The organism is Shewanella sp. SW1, from assembly GCF_025653545.1.
Lineage (GTDB): Bacteria > Pseudomonadota > Gammaproteobacteria > Enterobacterales > Shewanellaceae > Shewanella > Shewanella oncorhynchi.
Genome location: NZ_JAKKSG010000034.1, coordinates 15,471 through 40,027 on the forward strand (window position 1 = coordinate 15,471; position 24,557 = coordinate 40,027).

Here is a 24,557-nt window from a genome sequence, read left to right on the forward strand (position 1 = left end):
TTTTAAGAAGATAAGGTTCTAATCAAATTAGCATAATCTTCTTTAATGTCGTGGCTCTCTTCCCGTAGCTGAGCAATCTTACGACAGGCATGCAACACTGTGGTGTGATCTCGACCACCAAAAGCATCACCAATTTCCGGCAAGCTTTGGTTAGTTAATTCTTTGGATAACGCCATTGCCACTTGCCTTGGGCGCGCAACACTGCGTGAACGACGCTTAGACAACATATCAGCCATCTTGATCTTGTAGTATTCAGCTACGGTTTTCTGAATATTGTCTATAGTGACTAATTTTTCTTGAAGTGCCAAGAGGTCACGTAAGGCTTCACGAACAAAATCAATGGTAATTGGCCGACCCGTGAAGTTTGCGTTGGCGATAACGCGGTTTAACGCCCCTTCTAGCTCACGCACGTTTGAGCGTAAACGCTTAGCAATAAAGAAAGCCACTTCATCGGGTAAATTAATGCAGCTCTCTTGAGCTTTACGCATCAAAATCGCCACGCGGGTTTCTAACTCTGGTGGCTCAATCGCCACAGTTAAACCCCAACCGAAACGCGATTTCAATCTGTCTTCAACACCGTCGATCTCTTTTGGATAACGATCTGAAGTCAAAATAATTTGGTGATTCCCTTCAAGCAACGCATTGAAGGTATGGAAGAATTCTTCTTGGGATCTGTCTTTATTAGCAAAAAATTGAATATCATCGATAAACAAGGCATCGACGCTACGGTAATAACGTTTAAATTCTTCGATCGCGTTGTTTTGCAGCGCTTTAACCATGTCCTGAACAAAACGCTCGGAATGCATGTAAACCACTTTGGCATTCGGATTATTTTTAATGATCCCATTACCTACAGCGTGCAACAAGTGAGTCTTACCTAGACCTGTTCCGCCATATAAAAATAGTGGATTATAAGCACCACCCGGATTTTCAGCCACTTGTAACGCCGCAGCCTTACCTAATTGGTTAGACTTACCTTCTACGAAGTTATCAAACTGGTAGCTAGGATTGATGTTACTGCGGTGATTCGCGTTCGCCATAGGCTCGGCTTGGACATTAAACGTCGTGCCTACCGTCGCTTTCGTTTGGGTATTGGGTGCTCGAGTTGGCGCAATCGGTGCCGGTACACTTGGCTTTTTCGCCGAAGGACGACTACCGATATCGAAACGCAATTTAGGCGCGTCGCTACCCATTTGCTCAGTAAAGAACTGATTAATGATATTGATGTACTTATCTCTGACCCAATCAAGCACGAAGCGGTTGGGCGCATAAAGCACCAGAGTATCTCCATCCATTTCGGCTTGTAACGGTCTGATCCACATACTGAACTGCTGAGCAGAAAGCTCATCTTGCAGTCGTCCGATACATTGTTGCCAAAGTGAAACAGCCACTTAGTTATCCCCAAAAGATCATCAAAAAAGAGGTGTATTCTATAGCGAGATCTCAAGGATCGCTATCCTTAAAAAATATTTATCCCCAGCGAGATCATTCTATGTGGATATCCTCGATCATCAAAGATCCAAAACGATCCTTTTATTCAGCACTAACCGCAAATCCTGCTTTATTAAGCGATCCACATTGATCTATAATGGCGCCCCTTCGATCGGCTCGAAGATCCCCTGCACTACTACATGTAGTGTCCGTGCACAGAGTTATCCACATCTTATGGTGTATTCTGGGGATTGATCTAAGGATACGCTGGCAGAAATAAAGCACTTACTTACTTTCGTTGTTGACGTGACTAAGTATTGTGATTACAATTCGGCCTCTTTTTTGCCCTTACCTCTATCCTAGAGATAAGGATATGTTCACTAATAACAAAGACGGATTGCCATCATGAGTAAACGTACTTTTCAACCTAGCAACCTGAAGCGCAAGCGTTCTCACGGCTTCCGCGCTCGTATGGCTACTGTAGGCGGCCGTAAGGTGCTTGCACGTCGTCGTGCGAAAGGTCGCGCTCGTTTATCTGCTTAATAAGTGGGTAACTAGTTGACTAGCTATACCTTTTCGCGGGAGTTACGTTTGTTAACTCCCGCGCAATTTAAATCTGTATTTTCCAATCCCATCAAAGCATCTTCTGCTGAAATTACCTTGCTCGCTATTCCTAACACGGAACAACATCCGCGTATGGGCCTTACTGTTGCTAAACGCTATGTAAAACGCGCCAATCAACGTAACCGTATTAAGCGCGTGATCAGAGATAGTTTTCGCTTAAATCAACACGACATTCCTCATCTTGATATTGTTGTGCTTGTCAGAAATGGCGTGATGGAAATGGAAAACGCTGAAATCAACAAATTGATAGAAAAGCTATGGCGCAAACTCAGTCGCCGCTACAATGGCTAGCGACCACGTTAATTCGTGGCTATCAAGTATTCATAAGCCCTATACTGGGCCCTCGATGCCGTTTCAATCCCACCTGCTCTCACTACGCTATTGAAGCAATAAAAGTGCATGGAACCGCGAAAGGTTGTTGGTTTGCATTGAAACGCATATTAAAATGTCACCCTTTACATCCCGGCGGTAGTGATCCCGTCCCCCCTAAAAATGATAGGTGTAATAAATAGGCTATGGAATCTCAACGCAATATATTGCTCATAGGACTACTGTTTGTCAGCTTTTTGCTGTGGCAACAGTGGCAAGCAGACAAAGCTCCTAAACCCGTTGCAACCGAATCGTCCTTAGTGGCGAACGCGGCAAGCTCGCACAGTGCCGATGTTCCAGAAGCTGATACAGGTGTTCCTGCTGCAGCAGTTACTGCAAACAGCAAACTGATTACGGTAAAAACAGATCAGTTAGACATTCAGATCAATCCAGTGGGTGGTGACATCGTTTTTGCTGCGTTAGTTTCGCACAAAAAAGAACTAGAGAAAGATCAACCATTCGTATTGCTTGAGCAAACGAATGATTTCACTTATATCGCTCAAAGCGGCCTAATTGGTCGCGATGGTATAGATAGCAGCGCAAAAGGCCGTGCCGCATTTAGCACAACGGCAACTGAATATACCTTAGCCGAAGGCCAAGATACCTTAGAAGTACCGTTAACTTATATTGCTGACAATGGTGTGACTTACACTAAAGTGTTCGTATTCCATCGCGGTAAGTTCAACATAGATGTTGACTATAAAATCAACAACACTTCAGCAGCACCACTGCAAGTTCAGATGTACGGTCAGATTAAACAAACGATCAAGCCATCTGAAAGCAGCATGATGATGCCTACCTATCGTGGTGGTGCGTTCTCAACGAATGATGTGCGCTATGAAAAATACAACTTTGACGACATGGCCAAAAGTAACCTGAACCAAGCCACTTTAGGCGGTTGGGCAGCCATGTTACAACACTATTTCGTTTCAGCTTGGGTGCCACCCGCAACTGACAGCAACACTATTTTTTCTAGTGTCAGTGCTGGCGGTTTAGCTAATATTGGTTTCCGCGGCGCGGTATACGATATTGCACCTGGTGCCAGCCAAGAAATTAGCTCACAGTTCTATGTTGGTCCTAAGGATCAAGCGGCACTGTCAGCGATTTCTGAAACCTTAAATCTCGTGGTCGATTACGGTTTCTTATGGTGGTTAGCAGTTCCTATTCACTGGCTATTGATGTTCTATCAATCATTCGTCGGTAACTGGGGTGTGGCAATTATTCTGATCACGTTAACCGTTCGTGGTTTACTGTTCCCGCTGACAAAAGCGCAGTACACCTCAATGGCGAAGATGCGTAATCTGCAACCTAAGCTGACAGATTTGAAAGAACGCTTTGGTGATGACCGTCAAAAGATGGGTCAAGCCATGATGGAACTGTATAAGAAAGAAAAAGTTAACCCTATGGGTGGCTGTTTACCTATTATTTTACAGATGCCAATCTTCATTGCCTTATACTGGGTATTGCTAGAAAGCTTCGAATTACGTCATGCACCATTTATGCTGTGGATCCACGATTTATCGGTACAAGATCCTTACTACATACTGCCGCTGCTGATGGGCGTCTCTATGTTTGTAATGCAGAAGATGCAACCAATTGCGCCGACAATGGATCCAATGCAAGTGAAAATGATGCAATGGATGCCAGTAATCTTTACCGTATTCTTCCTGTGGTTCCCATCAGGTCTAGTACTGTACTGGTTAGTAGGTAACATAGTTGCCATCACGCAGCAGAAGATTATTTATGCAGGTCTTGAGAAAAAAGGCTTAAAATAAGCCCTACCTTTAGCAAAGCATAAAGTGAAAATAATACTAAAGGCGGCTTAATTAGCCGCCTTTTCCTTTACATGATTTGGTAGATATTAGTTTGGTGGGTATTTCCGTGACAACTGACACTATCGTGGCTCAAGCCACCGCGCCCGGACGTGGCGGCGTTGGCATCATCCGAATTTCAGGCAACAAGGCCAGTGATGTCGCTATGGCCTTATTGGGTCATCTTCCTAAAACAAGATATGCCGATTATTGCGACTTTAAAAGTGCAACAGGCCAAGTAATCGACCAAGGCATAGCGCTGTTTTTTAAAGGCCCCAATTCCTTTACTGGCGAAGATGTATTGGAGCTTCAAGGCCACGGCGGCCAAATCGTTCTAGACATGCTGATCAAACGTGTAATGGAAGTCGGTGGTATTCGAATAGCCAAACCCGGTGAGTTCAGCGAACAAGCCTTTATGAACGACAAGCTAGACTTAACCCAAGCCGAAGCGATTGCCGATCTTATCGATGCCACCAGTGAGCAAGCGGCTAAAAGCGCTCTGCAATCACTCCAGGGTGAATTTTCTAAGGAAGTCCATGAGCTGGTGGATCAAGTCACTAACCTACGTTTATATGTAGAAGCTGCGATTGATTTCCCCGATGAAGAAGTCGACTTTTTAAGTGATGGCAAAATTGCCAATGCACTCTATAAAATCATCGACAAACTCGACCTAGTGCAAGCCAGTGCTAAACAAGGTTCTATCATCCGCGAAGGCATGAAAGTCGTGATCGCGGGTCGTCCTAACGCCGGAAAATCCAGCTTATTAAATGCCTTAGCCGGTAAAGAATCGGCTATTGTTACCGAAATTGCCGGTACAACACGGGATGTATTACGTGAGCACATCCACTTAGATGGCATGCCGCTGCACATTATAGATACCGCAGGTCTACGTGATACGACAGATACCGTTGAACAAATTGGTATAGAACGCGCGTGGAATGAAATAAACAGTGCCGATCGAGTGCTATTCATGGTGGATGGCACCACCACTGCCGCCGTTAATCCCCATGATATTTGGCCTGACTTTGTCGATCGCCTGCCCTCAAATTTAGGTGTGACAGTGATCCGCAATAAAGCCGATCTCACTGGCGAAGACTTAATGATGACAGAGGAACAAGGTTATAGTGTTTACCGGATCTCGGCGAAAACAGGCTTAGGTGTAGAACAGTTAAAGCAGCATTTAAAATCACTCATGGGCTACCAGAGTAACCTCGAAGGTGGCTTTATCGCCCGACGTCGTCACTTAGAAGCCCTTGAACTCGCCGCAAGCCATCTGCAATTAGGTAAAGAACAATTAGAAGTGTATCTAGCAGGAGAACTGCTGGCAGAAGAGTTACGCATGTGCCAATTAGCACTATCAGAAATCACTGGCCGCTTCACTTCTGACGATTTACTCGGCAAGATTTTCAGCTCTTTCTGTATCGGAAAATAACTAACCTTAATATTATTTCCAGATAAATCAGCCCATACAATATGGGCTGATTTTTTATCTACAACCGAATATTTCCACCCATCCTCATGATTCGACGTGGCGGTAATGATCTTGCATTTGATAGGATCTTGCATAAAGCGCAAACATCAATGCTGCCAAGATGGCAAAACCAGCAAAGAAAAACATCTGAAATGCGGTAATACTGATCCCCGTCTGGGCAATTTGCTCAGTCACAGCCGGACTTTTCACACTGACGTTCGCCAGTAACACCCATAAGTTACCTACGGTCACAGATAAGGTCCAAAAACTCATAATAGTGCCTTTCATGGCTTTAGGCGCTTGGCTGTAGGCAAACTCTAGCCCAGTGGCAGAGACTAATACTTCACCAAAGGTGAGCAAAGCATAGGGCACAATCTGCCAAAATATTGATAATACCGAGCCGCCATCCATCACCAATTGAATGCTACCAACGACTATCCAACTCACGCCCGTGATGGCAATCCCAGCCCCCATTTTACGCAAAGCAGTTAACTTTATACCCATGCGCTCAATCGCCGGATATAACACAAAGTTATTAAATGGGATAAGTAACATAACTAATAATGGGTTTAAAGCTTGCATCATGGCGGGTTCAAACCATTCCGGTTTAGACATGTCATTGGCTTGCAGTATCCATGTGGACGCTTTCTGATCGAACAAAGACCAAAAAGGAGTCACTAAAGCAAATAAGATTAAGATCCGTAGTACTGAACGCACCCCATCAACGGCGATATCCGGATGGATCCCCCTAGCGCGTTCGAGTTGCAATGAAGCCCCAGCGCCAACAAATCCCATCACTAGCACTAACGCACAACACAAACCAGCAACGATACCTAAGGTTGGAATATTCACTAAGGCATACGCTGCAGAAATTATCCCAACTAAAGCTAACACTAAACCTATGTTGGCTTGACCAGCGATTTTAGTGAGCAATGCGGTACGAATAACGGGTAAAAAACCATGGGGATTTTTCGGCTCGGGTGGCATATGCACATAACGTTTTCGACCTAACCAGAAGAACACAGTTGCAATAAACATTAAGACACCAGGGATCCCAAATGCGACCGCAGCACCATAATATTTCAATAGTAATGGCATAGATAACGAGGCAAAGAAGGAGCCAAAGTTAATCGTAAAATAAAACAGATCAAACGCTTTCTGCGCCAATGTTTTATTGGTTTGATCAAATTGATCTCCCATAAAGGAAGAAACCAAGGGCTTAATCCCGCCCGATCCGAGCGCAATTAAAAATAATCCCGTATAAAACCCTTGAATACTGTGTTCAAAAATAGCGAGAAACGCATGGCCAACACAGTAAATTAAACTTAACCATAAGATAGTATTGTATTTACCGAAAAAACGATCGGCAATCCAACCCCCGAGTAACGGGAAAAAGTACACTCCAATGACAAAGGAATGGAACACATCCTTAGCCATAGTTCCGCGCAGTTCTTCTGGAATAGACAACAAAAGTGCTGTCATCAAGAATGGGGTAAGAATATTCCGCATACCGTAAAAGCTAAAACGTTCACAAGCTTCACTGGCTATGATGTAAGGAATTTGCCGTGGCCACTGGGGCGCATTTACGGGTGTTGTCATGGATCATCCTATTATAATTATTTGATTTTAAATGAAATTAACTTTTTAAATATATTAATTATGTATCAAGAAGCTAAAGGTAACATGTAAGCGAAACCAACCTTATATAAAGGATGCAAAAACTGCAAAAATCACATATTGCTTCTGTGGTCCTATCCACATTTCCTTTATGATGAACATAATAATAGCCATTCAGCTATCTATTTAATTGAAATTAGTTTTAAAAACAACAACACACTGAGAAATCATAATGGCAAAGATTGAAGTAATCGTTGGTACAACATTGGGCAGTGCAGAGTATGTTGCCGACGAAATGATGGCCCAATTAACGGAGCAAGGACACCAAGTTCAAGTTCATTTAACCCCAACATTGTGCGAAATAGACACCCATGCACTGTGGATTATCGTGTCATCAACTCATGGAGCTGGTGATCTTCCAGATAATATTCAGCCTTTTTTCAACGAAATTACCGAGCAAAAACCGGATCTCAGCCAAGTAAACTTTGCCTTATGTGCAATTGGTGACTCAAGTTACGATACCTTTTGCCAAGGCCCAGAAAAATTAATTTCGGCCATTCAAGACTGCGATGCAAAAGCCTTTGTGGATAAGATCCAGATCGATGTACAGCTTGATCCTGTGCCGGAAGACCCAGCCCTTGCATGGTTAGCACAATGGCAACAGGACATTTAAGATCGCTTATTGGATAAGGTCCCGATCTATGTACAGTTTAGATCCTATTTATCCACAATTTACTTATTTAAAGTATAAACATGTGGATAAGCTATTATTTAGATCTGATCAACCTCTGTACTATTCACAGTCCGATCTGCTTAATGATCCGCCTTGTGGATAAGTAGGCGATCTATCCCCATGTTTAATGACATTAGATCGCGATCAGATCACAGGATCAAGATCGCGCTAATTAATGATTTATATAATGAATTTGGGTTATGCACAGAAAAACGCGATCCTAATAGTAAACATAATAAGAAGATCTATATAAAGATCTTAAGATCTATTAGTCCGGATCATCTCGATCGAACAGCGTAAAATGATCATTCACCTAAGACGAAGCAAATGCTAAAATGCTCGGCTCGTACTGAGTCTCTTAGCAATTGAAGGTAGTGGCATGCATTTTCATGAACGGTTTGATGTTATTGTTGTTGGTGGTGGTCATGCCGGAACTGAAGCCGCGTTGGCAGCAGCAAGAATGGGATCAAAAACATTATTACTAACGCACAATATCGATACGTTAGGACAAATGTCATGTAATCCAGCGATCGGTGGCATAGGCAAAGGCCATTTAGTGAAAGAAATTGACGCCTTAGGTGGTGCAATGGCAATCGCAACCGATTATGCAGGGATCCAATTTAGAACCTTAAATTCAAGTAAAGGCCCAGCAGTACGAGCAACACGTGCACAAGCTGACCGTGCACTGTATCGTCAAAAAATCCAAAATATATTACAAAACCAACCTAACTTACGTATTTTCCAACAAGCCGTAGATGACTTAATTGTTGAAAATCATCAAGTAGTTGGTGTAGTTACCCAAATGGGTTTAGCCTTTGAATCTCCAGCTGTTGTATTAACAACAGGTACATTCTTAAGCGGCAAAATTCATATAGGCTTAGAAAACTACAGCGGTGGCCGTGCAGGCGATCCACCAGCGATTGCTTTAGCAAATCGATTACGTGAATTACCGATCCGAGTCGGCCGTTTAAAAACAGGTACCCCACCACGTATCGATGCAAACACGATTGATTTTTCTCAAATGGCTGAACAGAAAGGCGATTCTCCATTGCCTGTGATGTCGTTTATGGGCGATGTCAGTCATCATCCAAAGCAAATTTCTTGCTGGATCACTCACACCAATGAAAAAACCCATGAAATTATTCGTGGTGGTTTAGACAGAAGCCCTATGTATTCAGGCGTCATCGAAGGTATTGGTCCACGTTATTGCCCATCGATTGAAGACAAGATCCACCGTTTTGCGGATAAATCTTCGCATCAGATCTTCATCGAACCAGAAGGTTTAAATACCAATGAGATCTATCCTAACGGGATCTCTACTAGCTTACCTTTCGATGTACAGTTGAATTTAGTACGTTCGATCAAAGGCATGGAAAACGCAGAAATCATGCGTCCAGGTTATGCGATCGAATACGATTATTTCGATCCAAGAGATCTGAAAAACTCATTAGAAACCAAAGCAATCAACGGTTTATTCTTTGCTGGCCAAATAAACGGCACTACAGGTTATGAAGAAGCCGGTGCTCAAGGTTTATTAGCAGGCATGAATGCCTCACTGCAAATACAAGGCAAAGAAGCCTGGTGTCCACGCCGTGACGAAGCGTATCTTGGAGTACTAGTTGATGATTTATCGACTCTGGGTACCAAAGAACCGTACCGCATGTTTACTAGCCGTGCCGAATACCGTTTGTTACTCCGTGAAGATAACGCTGATATTCGCTTAACGGCAAAAGGCCGCGAATTAGGTTTAGTTGACGACACTCGCTGGGCGGCATTTAGTGAGAAGTTAGAATCGATCGAACTTGAGTTACAACGTTTGCGCGCTCAATGGGTGCATCCAAATTCACCTTTGATCCATGCGTTAAACCCACACTTGAATACGCCGATCTCTCGCGAAGCATCATTTGAAGAATTACTGCGTCGTCCAGAAATGGATTACAGCAAGTTGATGCAGATCGAAGGTTTTGGTCCAGGGCTTGAAGACCCACAGGCGGCTGAGCAAGTTCAGATCCAAGTTAAGTATTCTGGTTATATTCAACGTCAGCAGGAAGAGATCAACAAAGCTGTGCGTAATGAGAACACAGGTTTACCTTTGACGCTCGATTACAAAGAAGTACCGGGCTTGTCGAATGAGGTGATTGCTAAGTTAAATAACCATAAACCAGAAACCATAGGCCAAGCCTCACGGATCTCTGGTATTACGCCTGCGGCTATTTCAATTTTGTTGGTTCACCTTAAAAAGCGTGGCTTATTACGTAAGAGTGCGTAAAAGCTAGCTTAATCGCTGTTTAGGTCATAGAAGGGAAGCATTCAGGCTTCCCTTCATCGTTTTCGGGCTTCATAATAGCCTTCGCGTTCATAATCGTATATTTGTTGAGGTTGCTCAGTGTTATCTGCCCAGTTAGAGGCTTATTTAGCCGAAATTAATTTGCCCGCCACCGCCGAGCAGAAAAAACAACTAATTGATTTTGTTGGCATGCTCAACAAATGGAATAAAGCCTATAACCTGACATCGGTGAGAGATCCCGAAGCTATGCTGATCCGTCATATCATGGACAGTTTAGTAGTTTCAAAACACCTGCAAGGTGAATGTTTTATCGATGTAGGCACTGGACCGGGTTTACCTGGGATCCCGTTAGCCATTATGAACCCCGATAAACAATTTGTGTTATTGGACAGCTTAGGTAAACGTATTCGTTTTCAAAAACAAGTGTCCTTTGGATTAGGCATACATAACATCAGCTCAGTTGAAAGCCGCGTAGAAGCTTATCAACCGGAGGATAAATTCGACGGCGTATTAAGTCGTGCATTTGCCTCAATCCAAGATATGCTGACTTGGTGCCATCATCTCCCCGCTGAACACGGACAGTTTTATGCACTTAAAGGCCAGTTGAATGATGAAGAGATGCAACATATTCCAAATGGATTTGTGGTGAAAGAAGTTATCGAGCTTAAGGTGCCTAAACTCGATGAAAAAAGACATTTATTGAAGATAATCAAAGAATAACAGGCTTAAAAGTGATAAATAAATCATTTATAAGCAAGGGCAATAAACCAGCATTTACATACAGGGTGATATTGTGGGTAAAGTGATTGCCGTGGCTAACCAGAAAGGTGGCGTAGGAAAAACAACTACTTGCGTTAACCTCGCCGCTTCGTTAGCAGCAACAAAACGTAAAGTATTATTGATCGATCTCGATCCTCAAGGTAATGCCACCATGGGGAGCGGTGTCGATAAGTATGACGTAGCTAATACAGCCTATGAATTATTGGTTGAAGAAAAATCTTTCGACGAGATCGTCATTAAAAACACTGCAGGTAAGTATGATCTGATCGCCAGTAATGGCGATGTCACTGCGGCAGAAATCAAATTGATGGAGTTTTTTGCCCGTGAGGTTCGTTTGCGTAACGCGCTCGCACCGATCAAAGATCAATATGATTATATCTTCATCGACTGTCCTCCTTCATTGAACATGTTGACCGTAAATGCTATGTCTGCGGCCGACTCTGTACTCGTGCCTATGCAGTGTGAATATTATGCCCTCGAAGGCTTAACGGCACTGATTGATACCATCACTAAGCTCGCTGCTATGGTTAATCCTGGACTTGGCATCGAAGGCATTTTACGTACTATGTATGATCCGCGTAATCGTTTATCTAATGATGTGTCCGATCAGCTAAAACAACATTTTGGTGACAAAGTCTATCGTACTGTTATCCCACGTAATGTGAGGCTAGCAGAAGCACCAAGTTTTGGAGCGCCTGCTATGTATTACGATAAATCGAGTGCTGGCGCTAAGGCGTATCTAGCGCTTGCGGGTGAAATGATCCGTCGTTCAGAACAACAAACTCAGGCTAAGCAAGCGTAAAGGATCACCATGACGTTGAAAAAAAGAGGATTAGGCAAAGGGTTAGATGCCCTACTGAGTAACAGTCATGCCGCCAGTAAAAAGCACACTGACGAAGCTGATGTTGTCGATAAAAAAGAAGAGCTTATCCATCTCGATTTAGACTTATTACAGCCAGGTAAGTATCAACCTCGTAAAGACATGTCCCCCGAAGCGTTGGAAGAACTGGCACACTCTATCCGCAACCAAGGCATTATTCAGCCTATCGTTGTGAGACAAGTAACGAGTAACATGTATGAGATCATTGCGGGTGAACGTCGTTGGCGTGCTGCGCAACTTGCTGGCTTGAATAAAATCCCCTGCATAGTAAAGCAAGTAGCTGATGAAGCCGCTGTTGCTATTGCTTTGATTGAAAACATCCAGCGTGAAGACTTAAATGCCATGGAAGAAGCCATTGCATTGCAACGTTTAATGCAAGAGTTTGAACTGACTCACCAACAGGTTGCCGATGTTGTGGGAAAATCCAGAGCGAGTGTATCTAACTTGTTACGTTTAAACGGCTTAAATGAGCCGGTTAAGCGTCTACTCGAGTATGGCGACATTGATATGGGTCATGCTCGCGCTTTGTTGGCAATTGAGGGAGAAGAACAAACAAATCTTGCGAGATTAGTGGCCGCTAAGGAATTAACCGTTCGCGAAACTGAACGATTAATTAATCAAACCTTAAATCCGCCTAAACAAGCCGAAACTACGACTAAAGATCAAGATGTTTGTCGTTTAGAGCAGCAGTTAATTGAAAGATTAGGTGCCAAAGTTTCGATCGCTCATAGCAGTAAGGGCACGGGTAAAATTGTAATTAACTATCAGAATCTGGCTGAATTAGACGGAATTCTTAGTAAAATTCATTAATGTCTGTAGATTAACAGTTTTTAATGTAAATTTGTGACAGATGCTAATCTTACATTTTAACTCGTTTGGCGCGAGATCACGTTAAAAGTGTTGTTTTTCCTTATCTCAAAGTTGCAATGAAGGCGTGAAAAGGTATACTTTCGCAAGCTTTTTGTGCATCGACATAAATACGGGTATTTGTCATCCGGTCATCGAAACAAAAAGTATGAATGCGGAGAGGATGAATTGAGTAAGGTTTTAGCGCGTCGTGGCCGGTGGTCAGCCTATAAATTGGTGATGATGCAGGCGGCGGTCGCTGGGGGTGCTTCAATTCTCTTTTTCGCCGTGTGGGGAGTTCAGTTTGGCTATTCTGCATTAGCAGGTGGTTCAATCGCTGTGCTCCCTAATTTTGTATTCGCAACCCTCGCTTTCTCCCACACGGGAGCAAGTTCAGCTGCAAAAGTCATAAAGACTTTTTACTGGGGGGAAGCGGTAAAGTTGCTGTTAACCATCGCAATGTTTTCGTTTGTGTTTATCAATCTTAAGGTCGCTTTTATGCCGCTTTTTGTTTGTTATGTGCTGACGCTAATCGTGCATTGGACAGCTCCTTTATACTTCAAGCAAAGTTAAGTGGGATGAATCATGGCTGCAACTGGTGAAGCGTTAACACCGCAGGGCTATATCCAACATCACCTTACCAACTTAAGTGTTGGTGAAGGCTTTTGGACATGGCACATTGATTCGTTGTTCTTTTCGGTTGGTCTTGGTGTTCTGTTCCTGTGGATTTTCCGCAGCGTTGGTAAAAAAGCGACTTCCGGTGTTCCTGGCAAACTGCAATGTTTTGTTGAGATTATCGTCGAGTTCGTAAATAACAGCGTGAAAGAAAGTTTTCATGGTCGCAATGCTCTGATCGCGCCTTTAGCTCTGACCATTTTTGTATGGGTATTCATGATGAACTTCATGGATATGATCCCTGTAGATTGGCTGCCTCACGCAGCAAGTTTAATGGGTATTCCCTATCTAAAAGCGGTTCCGACGACTGACGTTAACATTACCTTTAGCTTAGCTATTGGTGTGTTCGTGCTGATTATTTTTTACAGCATTAAGGTCAAAGGTGTGTCTGGGTTTGTTAAAGAATTGACACTACAGCCCTTTAACCATAAGGCAATGATACCCGTCAACCTCCTATTAGAGACTGTTACTTTGATTGCTAAGCCAATTTCATTGGCATTGCGACTCTTTGGTAACTTGTACGCAGGTGAGTTGATCTTCATCCTTATTGCGCTGATGTATGGTACCAACTTGTTATTATCTACCCTAGGTGTGACTCTGCAACTGGGCTGGTTAATATTCCACATTTTGGTTATCACGCTGCAGGCGTTTATCTTCATGATGTTGACCATTGTTTATTTAAGCATGGCGCATGAAGATCATTAAGGATTGCTGAAGAAATTTTAAACTAAATCATCAACTAATATAGATTTAGATACTGGAGATACAGATGGAAACGATTTTAGGCATGACAGCTATCGCTGTTGCTCTGCTGATTGGTATGGGTGCTCTTGGTACTGCAATCGGTTTCGGCTTATTAGGCGGTAAGTTCTTGGAAGGCGCTGCGCGTCAACCAGAAATGGCTCCTATGCTACAAGTTAAAATGTTCATCGTAGCGGGTCTTCTTGACGCCGTAACTATGATCGGTGTTGGTATCGCATTATTTATGCTATTTACCAACCCACTGGGTGCAATGCTGTAAAAAACGCTTCTGTCTTAACTCTAAATAGGAGGCTGTTGTGAATTTCAACGCTACCCTAATCGGTCAGACGGTCGCCTTTATCATCTTCGTGTGGTTTTGCATGAAGTTTGTATGGCCCCCTTTGATGAATGCCATCGAAGAGCGCCAAAAAAGGATTGCTGACGGTCTAGCTGATGCTGATCGTGCGGTAAAAGACCTGGAGTTGGCACAAGCGAAAGCGACTGACCAACTAAAAGAAGCCAAGGTAACGGCTAATGAAATTATTGAGCAAGCTAACAAGCGTAAAGCTCAAATAGTTGAAGAAGCCAAAACCGAAGCAGACGCTGAGCGTGCTAAAATCATCGCTCAGGGTAAAGCAGAAATTGAAGCTGAACGTAATCGCGTCAAAGAGGATCTGCGTAAGCAGGTTGCTACTCTTGCCATCATGGGTGCTGAGAAGATCCTTGAGCGTTCTATTGATCCAGCCGCCCACAGTGACATAGTTAATAAACTAGTCGCTGAAATTTGATAAGGGAGTTGAGTTATGGCTGAATTAACCACCATCGCTCGCCCTTACGCAAAGGCAGCTTTTGACTTTGCTATTGAACAAGATGCAGTGGATTCTTGGGCTGAAATGCTCACGTTTGCCGCATTGGTGAGTGAAAACGAAACCATGCAACCACTGTTAGCTGGCTCTTTAGCCAGCACTAAGCTCGCAGCACTCTTTATTAGTGTGTGTGGTGAGCAAGTCAATGTGCAAGGTCAGAACCTGATAAAGGTAATGGCTGAAAACGGTCGCTTAAAGGTGCTACCTGCTGTATCTCAGTTATTTACTGAATACCGTAATGAGTGGGCAAAAGAAGTAGAAGCCGATGTGGTTTCTGCAACTGAGCTGAGCTCTGAACAACAACAGCAGATTAGTATTTCTTTAGAGAAACGTCTCGCACGCAAAGTTAAGCTGAATTGTAGCACTGACGCCGCGCTCATCGCCGGTGTAATCATTAAGACAGGAGACCTAGTCATCGATGGCTCGGTCCGCGGTAAGTTATCGCGTCTGTCTGATAAGCTGCAGTCGTAATTGGGAGTTTGAGCATGCAACTGAATTCCACTGAAATCAGCGATCTGATTAAGCAGCGGATCGAGCAGTTCGAAGTCGTTAGCGAATCTCGTAACGAAGGTACTATCGTTGCGGTAAGTGACGGCATCATCCGCATCCACGGCCTAGCCGACGTGATGCAAGGTGAGATGATCGAACTGCCTGGTAACCGTTTTGCAATCGCGTTGAACCTTGAACGTGATTCTGTCGGTGCCGTAGTAATGGGTCCTTATGCTGATTTAGCAGAAGGCGTAAAAGTGAAAACGACTGGCCGTATTCTGGAAGTTCCAGTTGGCCGCGGTCTTCTTGGCCGCGTTGTTAACACTCTAGGTGAGCCAATTGACGGTAAAGGACCTATCGATAACGATGGTTTCTCGCCAATTGAAGTTATCGCACCAGGTGTTATTGAACGTCAGTCTGTTGATCAACCAGTTCAAACTGGTTACAAAGCCGTTGATGCCATGATCCCTATCGGTCGTGGTCAACGTGAATTGATCATTGGCGACCGTCAAACTGGTAAAACAGCAATGGCGATCGACGCAATTATCAACCAGAAAAATTCTGGCATTAAATGTGTGTACGTCGCGATTGGCCAAAAGGCTTCTACTATCGCTAACGTAGTACGCAAGCTAGAAGAACACGGTGCTTTAGCTAACACTATCGTTGTTGTTGCAACTGCTTCTGAAGCCGCTGCTCTACAATACTTAGCGCCATATTCTGGTTGTTCTATGGGTGAATACTTCCGTGACCGCGGTGAAGATTCTTTGATCGTATACGATGATTTGTCTAAGCAAGCAGTTGCTTATCGTCAAATTTCGTTACTGCTCAAGCGTCCACCAGGCCGTGAAGCTTACCCTGGTGACGTATTCTATCTACACTCACGTTTATTAGAGCGTGCATCACGCGTTAACGCGATTTATGTAGAGAAGTTCACTAAAGGTGCAGTAACTGGCAAAACTGGTTCTTTAACCGCGCTGCCTATTATTGAAACGCAAGCGGGTGACGTTTCTGCATTCGTACCGACCAACGTAATTTCTATTACCGATGGTCAGATCTTCCTTGAGACCGATCTGTTTAACTCTGGCCTACGTCCAGCGGTTAACCCAGGTATTTCTGTTTCTCGTGTTGGTGGTGCGGCTCAGACTAAGATCATCAAGAAACTGTCTGGTGGTATTCGTACCGCACTAGCACAGTATCGTGAGCTTGCTGCGTTCTCGCAATTTGCATCTGATCTTGACGATGCAACACGTGCTCAGCTTGAGCATGGTGTGCGTGTTACCGAACTGATGAAGCAAAAGCAATATGCTCCTATGAGCGTAGCCGCTCAAGCTGTGTCTATTTTCTCAGCTGAAAAAGGTTACCTGAAGAGTGTTGAGCTGAATAAGGTCGGTAATTTCGAAGCCGCTCTGCTCTCGTTCATGAACAGCGAGCATGCTCCTTTAATGAAGCTTATCAATGATACTGGCGATTATAGCGCTGATATCGAAGCTGAATTAAAAGCTGGCCTCGACAAGTTCGTAGCAACCCAAACCTGGTAACAATGATAGAGGTGTCTTAAGACACCTCAGGTCCAGATTGGAGAGTAGAGATGGCCGGCGCTAAAGAGATTAAAACCAAGATCGCGAGTGTGAAAAACACTCAGAAGATCACGTCCGCCATGGAAATGGTGGCAGCCAGCAAAATGCGCAGAGCGCAGGAACGCATGGCTGCGAGCCGTCCATATGCGGAAAGCATGCGTAAGGTGATCGGTCACGTCGCGCAAGGTTCTCTCGAGTATAAACACCCCTATTTGGAGGTGAGAGAGGCTAAGCGGGTTGGTTACATTGTTGTAGCAACCGACCGTGGCCTTTGTGGTGGTCTGAACGTTAACCTTTTCAAAAAGGTTATTGCAGACGTGAAAAGCTGGAAAGCCCAAGGTGCAGAATTTGAATTTTGCCCTATCGGCGCACGTAGTGTGCAGTTTTTCAAAAACTTCGGTGGACAAGTGTCTGCTCACGCTTCAGGTTTAGGCGATGCTCCAAAGCTCGCTGACTTGATCGGGACAGTCGGTGTCATGCTAGAAGCTTACAACGAAGGCAAGCTGGATCGTCTGTACGTGGTATTTAACAAATTTGTGAATACTATGACGCAGACTCCTGTGATCGAGCAGCTGCTACCTTTGCCTAAATCAGAAGATGATGAAACTGCTCATCGTTGGGATTATATCTACGAGCCAGATCCAAAAGCACTTTTGGATACTTTATTGGTCCGTTATGTAGAATCTCAGGTTTACCAAGGTGTTGTTGAAAACATTGCCTCTGAACAAGCTGCCCGTATGGTAGCAATGAAGTCGGCAACAGACAACGCGGGTGAGCTTATCAACGACTTGCAACTGGTCTATAACAAGGCCCGTCAGGCTGCTATTACGCAGGAACTGTCGGAAATTGTTTCTGGTGCCTCTGCGGTTTAGGTTAGGTAACGAATACAAGTTTTAGAGGATTAATCATGAGCACAGGTACTGTTGTCCAAGTGATTGGCGCGGTTGTGGACGTAGAGTTCCCACAAGATGCCGTACCTCAAGTATATGACGCTCTGAAAATCGTAGGTGAAGGCCCGTGTAATGGTTTGGTGCTGGAAGTTCAGCAACAGCTAGGTGGTGGTGTAGTTCGTACCATCGCTATGGGTTCTTCTGACGGTCTGCGTCGTGGTCTTGAAGTAGTAAACTCAGGTTCACCTATTACTGTTCCAGTTGGTACCGCCACTCTTGGCCGTATCATGAACGTATTAGGCGAGCCTATTGATGAAGCGGGTCCAATCGGTGAAGAAGAGCGTTATGTTATTCACCGTACAGCTCCTTCATACGAAGATCAATCAAGCTCTACTGAACTGTTAGAGACTGGCATCAAGGTTATCGACCTTGTTTGTCCATTCGCTAAGGGCGGTAAAGTCGGTTTGTTCGGTGGTGCGGGTGTTGGTAAAACAGTTAACATGATGGAACTGATTAACAACATCGCTAAAGCCCACTCGGGTCTTTCTGTATTCGCCGGTGTAGGTGAACGTACTCGTGAAGGTAACGACTTCTACTACGAGATGAAAGATTCTGGCGTTCTCGACAAAGTGGCCATGGTTTATGGTCAGATGAACGAGCCTCCAGGTAACCGTTTGCGTGTTGCACTGTCTGGTCTGACTATGGCAGAGAAGTTCCGTGACGAAGGTCGTGACGTACTGTTGTTCGTTGACAACATCTACCGTTATACCTTAGCCGGTACTGAAGTATCTGCACTGTTAGGTCGTATGCCTTCTGCGGTAGGTTATCAACCAACATTGGCTGAAGAGATGGGCGTTCTGCAAGAGCGTATCACTTCAACTAAGACGGGTTCTATTACTTCTGTACAAGCGGTATACGTACCTGCGGATGACTTGACCGATCCGTCACCAGCAACAACCTTCGCTCACTTAGATGCGACTGTTGTACTGTCACGTCAAATTGCTTCTCTGGGTATTTACCCAGCGGTTGACCCATTGGATTCGACTTCACGTCAATTAGATCCATTGGTTGTTGGCCAAGAGCATTATGACGTTGCTAACGGCGTGCAAACTGTACTGCAACGTTACAAAGAGCTGAAAGACATTATTGCGATTCTGGGTATGGATGAATTGTCTGATGAAGACAAGACTGTCGTATTCCGTGCTCGTAAGATTGAGCGTTTCTTATCTCAGCCTTTCTTCGTAGCAGAAGTCTTTACTGGATCTCCTGGTAAGTACGTTTCTCTGAAAGACACTATCCGTGGCTTTAAGGGTATTTTGAACGGTGAGTTTGATCACCTGCCAGAACAAGCGTTCTACATGGTTGGCTCAATCGATGAAGTCATCGAGAAAGCGAACAAAAAGAAATAACTAGGTAGTAATACTTAGTTTTTTAAGGAGAACGGGATGGCAGCCATGACAGTACATCTTGATATTGTAAGCGCAGAGAGCAAAATCTTCTCTGGTCGTGTAGCTTCGCTGCAAGTGACTGGTTCTGAAGGTGAGTTGGGCATAATGCATGGCCACGCTCCTTTGCTTAGTTATATCAAACCTGGCATGGCGCGCATCGTCAAGCAAGACGGCAGTGAAGAAGTGTTTTACCTTTCAGGTGGTATTCTGGAAGTGCAGCCTTCTTCTGTCTCCGTATTGGCTGATGTGGTTATGCGTGCCAAAGATATTGATGAGCAAGCGGCATTAGAAGCTAAGCGTCGTGCAGAAGCCCATATGGCAACTGCTGGCGCTGACTTCAATTATGACGCGGCTATGGTTGAGTTAGCTAAGGCTATGGCTCAATTACGTGTTGTTGAAACCATCAAGAAAAACATTGCCAGATAAGGTTATTGTTTGTGAAAAAAGGCGACCCTATGGTCGCCTTTTTTGTGTCTAAAAATGGGATAGATTGGCATTCTTGCATGTCTTTGATTGATTAGCATCGCTATCTACTTCGCTTTTCGATGTGCTTTCCGTTAAAATTGCGCCACTAATACCAATCGTATTAAATATCTGTTCATTCAGCGGGAGTTCAACGCGCTTTAGACAAGGCGAAGGCTTGAAGGCATAGTGGTGCTCTGTCGAAAGCCTTAAACGCAGTATAAAGCGCGCTGCCATGTATTTAACATCGGCCGCCCTTCGGGAGCCTCACAGGCATCCCACTCCCGTGTTGCATTGATTTAAAAGGGAATAACCATTTCTGCGTCAATGCGCCTTGGATTGAGATGCCTGTGAGGCTCTGAACTGATTAGATATTTAATGTGATTGGTATACGACCGTAATTTTTCACCCTCTTGGGTATTTGTTCAAGGATATGGTAATGGCATTAAATGTAGTGATCTTAGCGGCTGGCAAGGGAACACGGATGCGCTCTGATCTTCCTAAGGTATTACATCCCATCGCCCATAAGAGCATGGTGCAACATGTCATCGATACCGCTAATAAAGTTGGCAGTGACTCTATTCAGTTAGTCTATGGTTATGGTGCCGACAAGCTACAAGCCTGTTTGGGTGAGCAACAACTTAACTGGGTATTGCAAGCCGAGCAATTAGGCACAGGTCATGCGGTTGCACAGGCTAGCCCACATATCGCCGACAGCGATACAGTACTTATTCTTTATGGCGATGTGCCGTTGATCCAGACATCAACTCTCGAAGCCTTACTCGCCGCCCGTCCTGAAAATGGCGTTGCTATTTTAACAGTGAATTTAGCGAATCCTATGGGTTATGGCCGTATTGTCCGTGAGCAAGGAAAAGTCATTGGAATTATTGAGCAAAAAGATGCGACTGCAGAACAGTTGCTGATCAACGAAATTAACACCGGCATCATGGCGGTTCCGGGTAAACAACTTAAAACTTGGTTGAGCCGTTTATCGAACAATAATGCCCAAGGCGAATATTATCTAACGGATATTATTGCTATGGCGCACGCTGATGGCGTTGCTATTGATACTGCTCAGCCACAATCGGCCATTGAAGTGGAAGGCGCTAATAATCGCGTACAATTAGCGCAACTTGAACGTGCTTACCAAGCTCGTGAAGCCGAAAAACTCATGTTGGCGGGAGCGAACCTTCGCGACCCAAGCCGTATCGATATCCGTGGTGAAGTCACTGTTGGTATGGATGTGATGATCGATATTAATGTGATATTCGAAGGCAAAGTGACCTTGGGTAATAATGTCACTATTGGCGCAGGCGCGATTTTAATTGATTGCGAGATTGCCGATGATGCTGAGATCAAGCCTTACTCTATTATCGAAGGTGCTACGCTTGGCGTTGCTGCCAGTGCTGGCCCATTTGCCCGTTTACGTCCCGGCGCAGAGCTTAAGCAAGATGCACATATAGGCAACTTTGTTGAAGTGAAAAAAGCGGTGATTGGCGTGGGATCAAAAGCAGGGCACTTAGCCTATTTAGGCGATGCCATCATTGGTGATGGCGTCAACATTGGTGCTGGTACTATTACCTGCAACTATGATGGCGCGAATAAGCATCTTACTGTTATCGAAGATAACGTCTTTGTCGGCTCTGACACTCAGTTGGTGGCTCCAGTGACCATAGGTAAAGGGGCAACTTTAGGGGCCGGTTCAACGATTACCCGTGATGTAGGTGAGAATGAGTTAGTGATCACTCGTGTTAAACAAAAACACCTCACTGGTTGGCAACGTCCAGTGAAAATTAAAAAGTAAGTTTTAAAACTCAACTTAATGTCAAAAAAGCGGCCATGTGCCGCTTTTATCTTTATTGTGTTCAATGTTTTGCACTAAAAAGCCTTTTTATTAAGTAATGCTTAATAATTAAGATTTTCTTCATGTTTTTGTGGTATGGGCAAATTGTTGGTTTTTAAGTTAATTTGATCACTATCACACGCAATTGTAAATTTTCGTAAAGAAGAGAAAATAAAAACACTTCTCATTTATATTGCCTGCAATTCTAAGACGAAAGGTCTATTTGAGGTGTTGGCAATGGTATTTAAATATTCAGTTATAGGTTTAGCTGTAGGCTCGGCATTAATGGCTATGCCGGTTATTGCAGAAGTGGCGAGCGATAAAAATATTGAGCGCATCAATGTGACTGGCCGTACTTTTAACGACTATAAAGTCGGTAGTGCATCGGGTGCCATGCGTGGCGATATCGACTTAATGGATACCCCACAGTCAGTTAATGTGATCCCCGATTTTGTGACCGATGAACAGTTGGCCACTAACCTTGCCGAGGTTTTAGTTAACGACTCCAGTGTGACGGCGGGAACCACGCGCTGGAACCGTCAAGTCTTCAGTATCCGCGGCTTCGAGCTCGATTCGGGTAACGGTTATCTTATTAATGGCCATCAACAATGGTCTCACTACGTACAACCAATTGAAACTTTACAGCAAGTCGAAGTATTGAAAGGTCCTTCGAGCATGTTGTACGGCCAATCTGGCCCTGGTGGTTTAGTGAATATGGTCACTAAGAAACCGACCTATGATTCAATGTTAGATCTTGGTTTTGATACGGATGGCTACGGTTCAACCCGTGCTCAGCTAGATGCGGGCGGCAGTTTAAACGACGCACAAAGCATTCGTTATCGCGGCGTGTTAGTGAAGCAAGATACTAAATACTGGCGTGAATATTCGACCACAGATGAAAACCAAGAGCGTGATCGCTGGTTGGGTTACTTAAACTTGGAATTTGATATCAGTGATGATGTTCTGTTATCGGTTAAGTACGATCACACCCAAGATAAAGCGGGCATAGATGCGGGTGGTTGGTTAGATAAACAAGGTAATGTTATCGGTGAACGTAAAACCGTATGGGATGCACCTTGGGCCTTTACCGATAACACAGTCTCTAACTTAGGTGCCGATCTAACTTGGCAGATGAGTGATGATTGGAAAGTTAAAGTCGGCTATAACGATCAACAATTTAATCGTCAACGTTTTGATTCAGCTCCCCAATATACTGAAGACCCATTCACTAAGGGGTATAGTATCAAACCATTCGATCGTTACGACGACTGGCAGCATAAAACCGCTTTCGTGGACTTTACGGGTGAATTTGCCTTAGCGGGCATGGAGCACCAATTCCTTATTGGGGCTAACTACTTAGACTATTTCTACCAGCAGCAAATTCAGCGTGGGGCAACTCAAACCGTTATTTCTGGGCAAGCGGTAATTGAGCCAGATCTTGATTACCACAATGGCAAAAAAGGTACCCCAAGCGAATACAAGTATTACGGTTTCTATTTACAGGACTTAATGACGCTTAATGAGCAATGGAAATTGCTTGCTGGCGTGCGTTACGACGAACAGAAAAAAGATGGTTATGGCGAAAATAGCTATGCCGTATCGCCTAAGTTTGGTGTGATCTACTCGCCAATGAGTAATGGCAATATTTACGTTAACTATTCAAAAAGCTTTACACCACAAGGTGCGGTAAATAACAAATTCGATGTCAACGATGGCCTGAATTTAAAGCCAGAATACGGTATTCAATATGAACTGGGTACTAAGTGGGAATTGTTTGACGATAGCCTGTTATTAACCGCAGCGGTATTCGATATTACGCTCGAAAACATCACAATTTCAGAGAAATTATCTGCACCAATTGGTGATTATACCGATATCACTACTCAGGGTGGTGAACAGAAACATCGTGGCTTTGAAATGGGAGCACAGGGTCAAATCGGTGATAGCTGGTTTGTGACTTCTTCCATGATGTATTTAGATGCAGAGTATCAAACGGGAGATGCCCGTGAAGGTAAAACTCCGATTGATGCCCCTGAGTGGTCGGCCAATATCTGGACCCGTTACGAAGTGACTGACAATTTTGCGATGAACTTCGGTGCTATCTATGTGGGTGAGCGTTTTGCCGATCTCGATAACACTATTACTAAAGATGGTTATGTGCGTTTCGATATAGGTGCAGCCTACACTATGGATATCATGGGCAAAGATGTGAGCCTTCGCGCCAACGTGAGAAACCTCTTCGATACCGATTATATCGATGGTGGTCAGTACAATATGGTCACTATTGGCCAAGACCGTAACTTCAGTGTTGCAGTTGAAGCTAAGTTCTAATACTTATTAGGATTTTTAATCCATTTAAAGCAGTTTATCCCTAAAGGATAAACTGCTTTTTTATGGGCTAATTTCCAAGTTGACTGGCTAGACAGATAAAAAAATTGCTTGGATCATGCAAAAGTGTGTTTCGTATGACTAGGGTCTGTTGATCTTTGCTGTACAAATGTTGTTCAGCAATACATCGGCAGCCACATTAACATAAACGCCAGTGACACCATACTGGCGTAATTTCTTGCTAGCTTGTCATATCTTGTTGATATTGCTCGATAGTGCTTAATTCTTCCAAAAGCATTCTCCACTAAATGTCGATACCGATATAAGCACCAATCGACTCTTTCTTGAGGTGTATTCTTATAGCGGCGCCTTGGAATAACAGATTTCCC

The 24,557-nt window shown here is 44.1% G+C and carries 24 protein-coding genes; 21 read left to right on the plus strand and 3 right to left on the minus strand.

The window, feature by feature from the left end:
• Positions 1-2: 2 nt before the first annotated feature.
• The gene (dnaA, locus tag L5M71_RS21940; RefSeq protein WP_263209782.1) at positions 3-1,391 is read right to left on the minus strand and encodes a chromosomal replication initiator protein DnaA; all 1,389 of its coding nucleotides are present in this window, start codon (positions 1,389-1,391) and stop codon (positions 3-5) included.
• Positions 1,392-1,836: 445 nt separating this feature from the next.
• Here dnaA and rpmH point away from each other — a divergent pair, with 445 nt between their 5' ends.
• The 5 genes from rpmH to mnmE all read left to right on the plus strand — a co-directional run bounded on the left by rpmH (position 1,837) and on the right by mnmE (position 5,667).
• On the plus strand, positions 1,837-1,974 hold the full coding sequence (gene rpmH, locus L5M71_RS21945) for a 50S ribosomal protein L34 (protein ID WP_006083827.1): 138 nt from the start codon (positions 1,837-1,839) through the stop codon (positions 1,972-1,974).
• A 15-nt stretch (positions 1,975-1,989) separates the two neighbouring features.
• Entirely contained in the window at positions 1,990-2,346 is a 357-nt protein-coding gene (gene rnpA, locus L5M71_RS21950; RefSeq protein WP_105250802.1) for a ribonuclease P protein component, read from the plus strand.
• Positions 2,313-2,567 (plus strand): membrane protein insertion efficiency factor YidD, encoded by a 255-nt coding sequence (gene yidD / locus L5M71_RS21955; protein ID WP_006083829.1) that lies wholly within the window; start codon positions 2,313-2,315, stop codon positions 2,565-2,567. The genes rnpA and yidD overlap by 34 nt, the downstream gene beginning before the upstream one ends.
• Positions 2,568-2,570: 3 nt before the next feature.
• Entirely contained in the window at positions 2,571-4,199 is a 1,629-nt protein-coding gene (gene yidC / locus L5M71_RS21960) for a membrane protein insertase YidC (RefSeq protein WP_105250801.1), read from the plus strand.
• A gap of 106 nt (positions 4,200-4,305) precedes the next feature.
• The gene (mnmE, locus tag L5M71_RS21965) at positions 4,306-5,667 is read left to right on the plus strand and encodes a tRNA uridine-5-carboxymethylaminomethyl(34) synthesis GTPase MnmE (RefSeq protein WP_263174237.1); all 1,362 of its coding nucleotides are present in this window, start codon (positions 4,306-4,308) and stop codon (positions 5,665-5,667) included.
• Between the two features lie 84 nt (positions 5,668-5,751).
• On the opposite strand, the gene L5M71_RS21970 is transcribed toward mnmE, so the two are convergent.
• A complete protein-coding gene (locus tag L5M71_RS21970; protein WP_131524519.1) occupies positions 5,752-7,305 on the minus strand; it encodes an oligopeptide:H+ symporter in 1,554 nt (517 codons plus the stop codon).
• Between the two features lie 250 nt (positions 7,306-7,555).
• On the opposite strand from L5M71_RS21970, the gene mioC reads away from it, so the two are divergent.
• From mioC to L5M71_RS22050, 16 genes are all read left to right on the plus strand, one after another.
• A complete protein-coding gene (gene mioC / locus L5M71_RS21975) occupies positions 7,556-7,996 on the plus strand; it encodes an FMN-binding protein MioC (RefSeq protein ID WP_105250799.1) in 441 nt (146 codons plus the stop codon).
• Between the two features lie 439 nt (positions 7,997-8,435).
• Complete coding sequence (gene mnmG / locus L5M71_RS21980; RefSeq protein WP_263209784.1) at positions 8,436-10,325, plus strand: tRNA uridine-5-carboxymethylaminomethyl(34) synthesis enzyme MnmG; 1,890 nt, start codon at positions 8,436-8,438, stop codon at positions 10,323-10,325.
• Positions 10,326-10,442: 117 nt separating this feature from the next.
• Positions 10,443-11,063, plus strand: coding sequence for a 16S rRNA (guanine(527)-N(7))-methyltransferase RsmG (gene rsmG, locus L5M71_RS21985; RefSeq protein ID WP_263209787.1), 621 nt, complete (start codon positions 10,443-10,445; stop codon positions 11,061-11,063).
• 73 nt (positions 11,064-11,136) lie between these two features.
• Entirely contained in the window at positions 11,137-11,925 is a 789-nt protein-coding gene (locus L5M71_RS21990; protein ID WP_131524522.1) for a ParA family protein, read from the plus strand.
• Between the two features lie 9 nt (positions 11,926-11,934).
• On the plus strand, positions 11,935-12,813 hold the full coding sequence (locus L5M71_RS21995; protein ID WP_263209789.1) for a ParB/RepB/Spo0J family partition protein: 879 nt from the start codon (positions 11,935-11,937) through the stop codon (positions 12,811-12,813).
• A gap of 225 nt (positions 12,814-13,038) precedes the next feature.
• Positions 13,039-13,422, plus strand: a complete 384-nt coding sequence (locus L5M71_RS22000) for an ATP synthase subunit I (RefSeq protein ID WP_105250794.1) — start codon at positions 13,039-13,041, stop codon at positions 13,420-13,422.
• Positions 13,423-13,434: 12 nt separating this feature from the next.
• Complete coding sequence (gene atpB, locus L5M71_RS22005) at positions 13,435-14,229, plus strand: F0F1 ATP synthase subunit A (RefSeq protein WP_105250793.1); 795 nt, start codon at positions 13,435-13,437, stop codon at positions 14,227-14,229.
• Between the two features lie 64 nt (positions 14,230-14,293).
• Positions 14,294-14,545 carry a F0F1 ATP synthase subunit C gene (gene atpE, locus L5M71_RS22010; RefSeq protein ID WP_006083840.1) on the plus strand — a complete coding sequence of 84 codons (252 nt, stop codon included), beginning with the start codon at positions 14,294-14,296 and terminating at the stop codon, positions 14,543-14,545.
• 37 nt (positions 14,546-14,582) lie between these two features.
• On the plus strand, positions 14,583-15,053 hold the full coding sequence (atpF, locus tag L5M71_RS22015; protein ID WP_006083841.1) for a F0F1 ATP synthase subunit B: 471 nt from the start codon (positions 14,583-14,585) through the stop codon (positions 15,051-15,053).
• Positions 15,054-15,068: 15 nt separating this feature from the next.
• A complete protein-coding gene (gene atpH, locus L5M71_RS22020; protein WP_006083842.1) occupies positions 15,069-15,602 on the plus strand; it encodes a F0F1 ATP synthase subunit delta in 534 nt (177 codons plus the stop codon).
• A gap of 14 nt (positions 15,603-15,616) precedes the next feature.
• On the plus strand, positions 15,617-17,158 hold the full coding sequence (gene atpA, locus L5M71_RS22025; RefSeq protein WP_168827626.1) for a F0F1 ATP synthase subunit alpha: 1,542 nt from the start codon (positions 15,617-15,619) through the stop codon (positions 17,156-17,158).
• A gap of 50 nt (positions 17,159-17,208) precedes the next feature.
• Positions 17,209-18,069: a F0F1 ATP synthase subunit gamma gene (atpG, locus tag L5M71_RS22030; protein ID WP_006084762.1), complete on the plus strand. Its 861-nt coding sequence runs from the start codon at positions 17,209-17,211 to the stop codon at positions 18,067-18,069.
• A gap of 35 nt (positions 18,070-18,104) precedes the next feature.
• Positions 18,105-19,496 carry a F0F1 ATP synthase subunit beta gene (gene atpD, locus L5M71_RS22035; RefSeq protein ID WP_105250791.1) on the plus strand — a complete coding sequence of 464 codons (1,392 nt, stop codon included), beginning with the start codon at positions 18,105-18,107 and terminating at the stop codon, positions 19,494-19,496.
• 36 nt (positions 19,497-19,532) lie between these two features.
• A complete protein-coding gene (locus L5M71_RS22040) occupies positions 19,533-19,961 on the plus strand; it encodes a F0F1 ATP synthase subunit epsilon (protein WP_105250790.1) in 429 nt (142 codons plus the stop codon).
• A gap of 475 nt (positions 19,962-20,436) precedes the next feature.
• Complete coding sequence (gene glmU, locus L5M71_RS22045; protein WP_113941420.1) at positions 20,437-21,801, plus strand: bifunctional UDP-N-acetylglucosamine diphosphorylase/glucosamine-1-phosphate N-acetyltransferase GlmU; 1,365 nt, start codon at positions 20,437-20,439, stop codon at positions 21,799-21,801.
• A 276-nt stretch (positions 21,802-22,077) separates the two neighbouring features.
• Positions 22,078-24,171: a TonB-dependent receptor gene (locus L5M71_RS22050; RefSeq protein WP_263209792.1), complete on the plus strand. Its 2,094-nt coding sequence runs from the start codon at positions 22,078-22,080 to the stop codon at positions 24,169-24,171.
• A 173-nt stretch (positions 24,172-24,344) separates the two neighbouring features.
• Here the strand turns inward: L5M71_RS22050 and L5M71_RS22055 are convergent.
• Positions 24,345-24,557, minus strand: a 213-nt coding sequence (locus tag L5M71_RS22055) for a transposase (RefSeq protein WP_248943622.1), incomplete at its 5' end; no start/stop codon positions are given.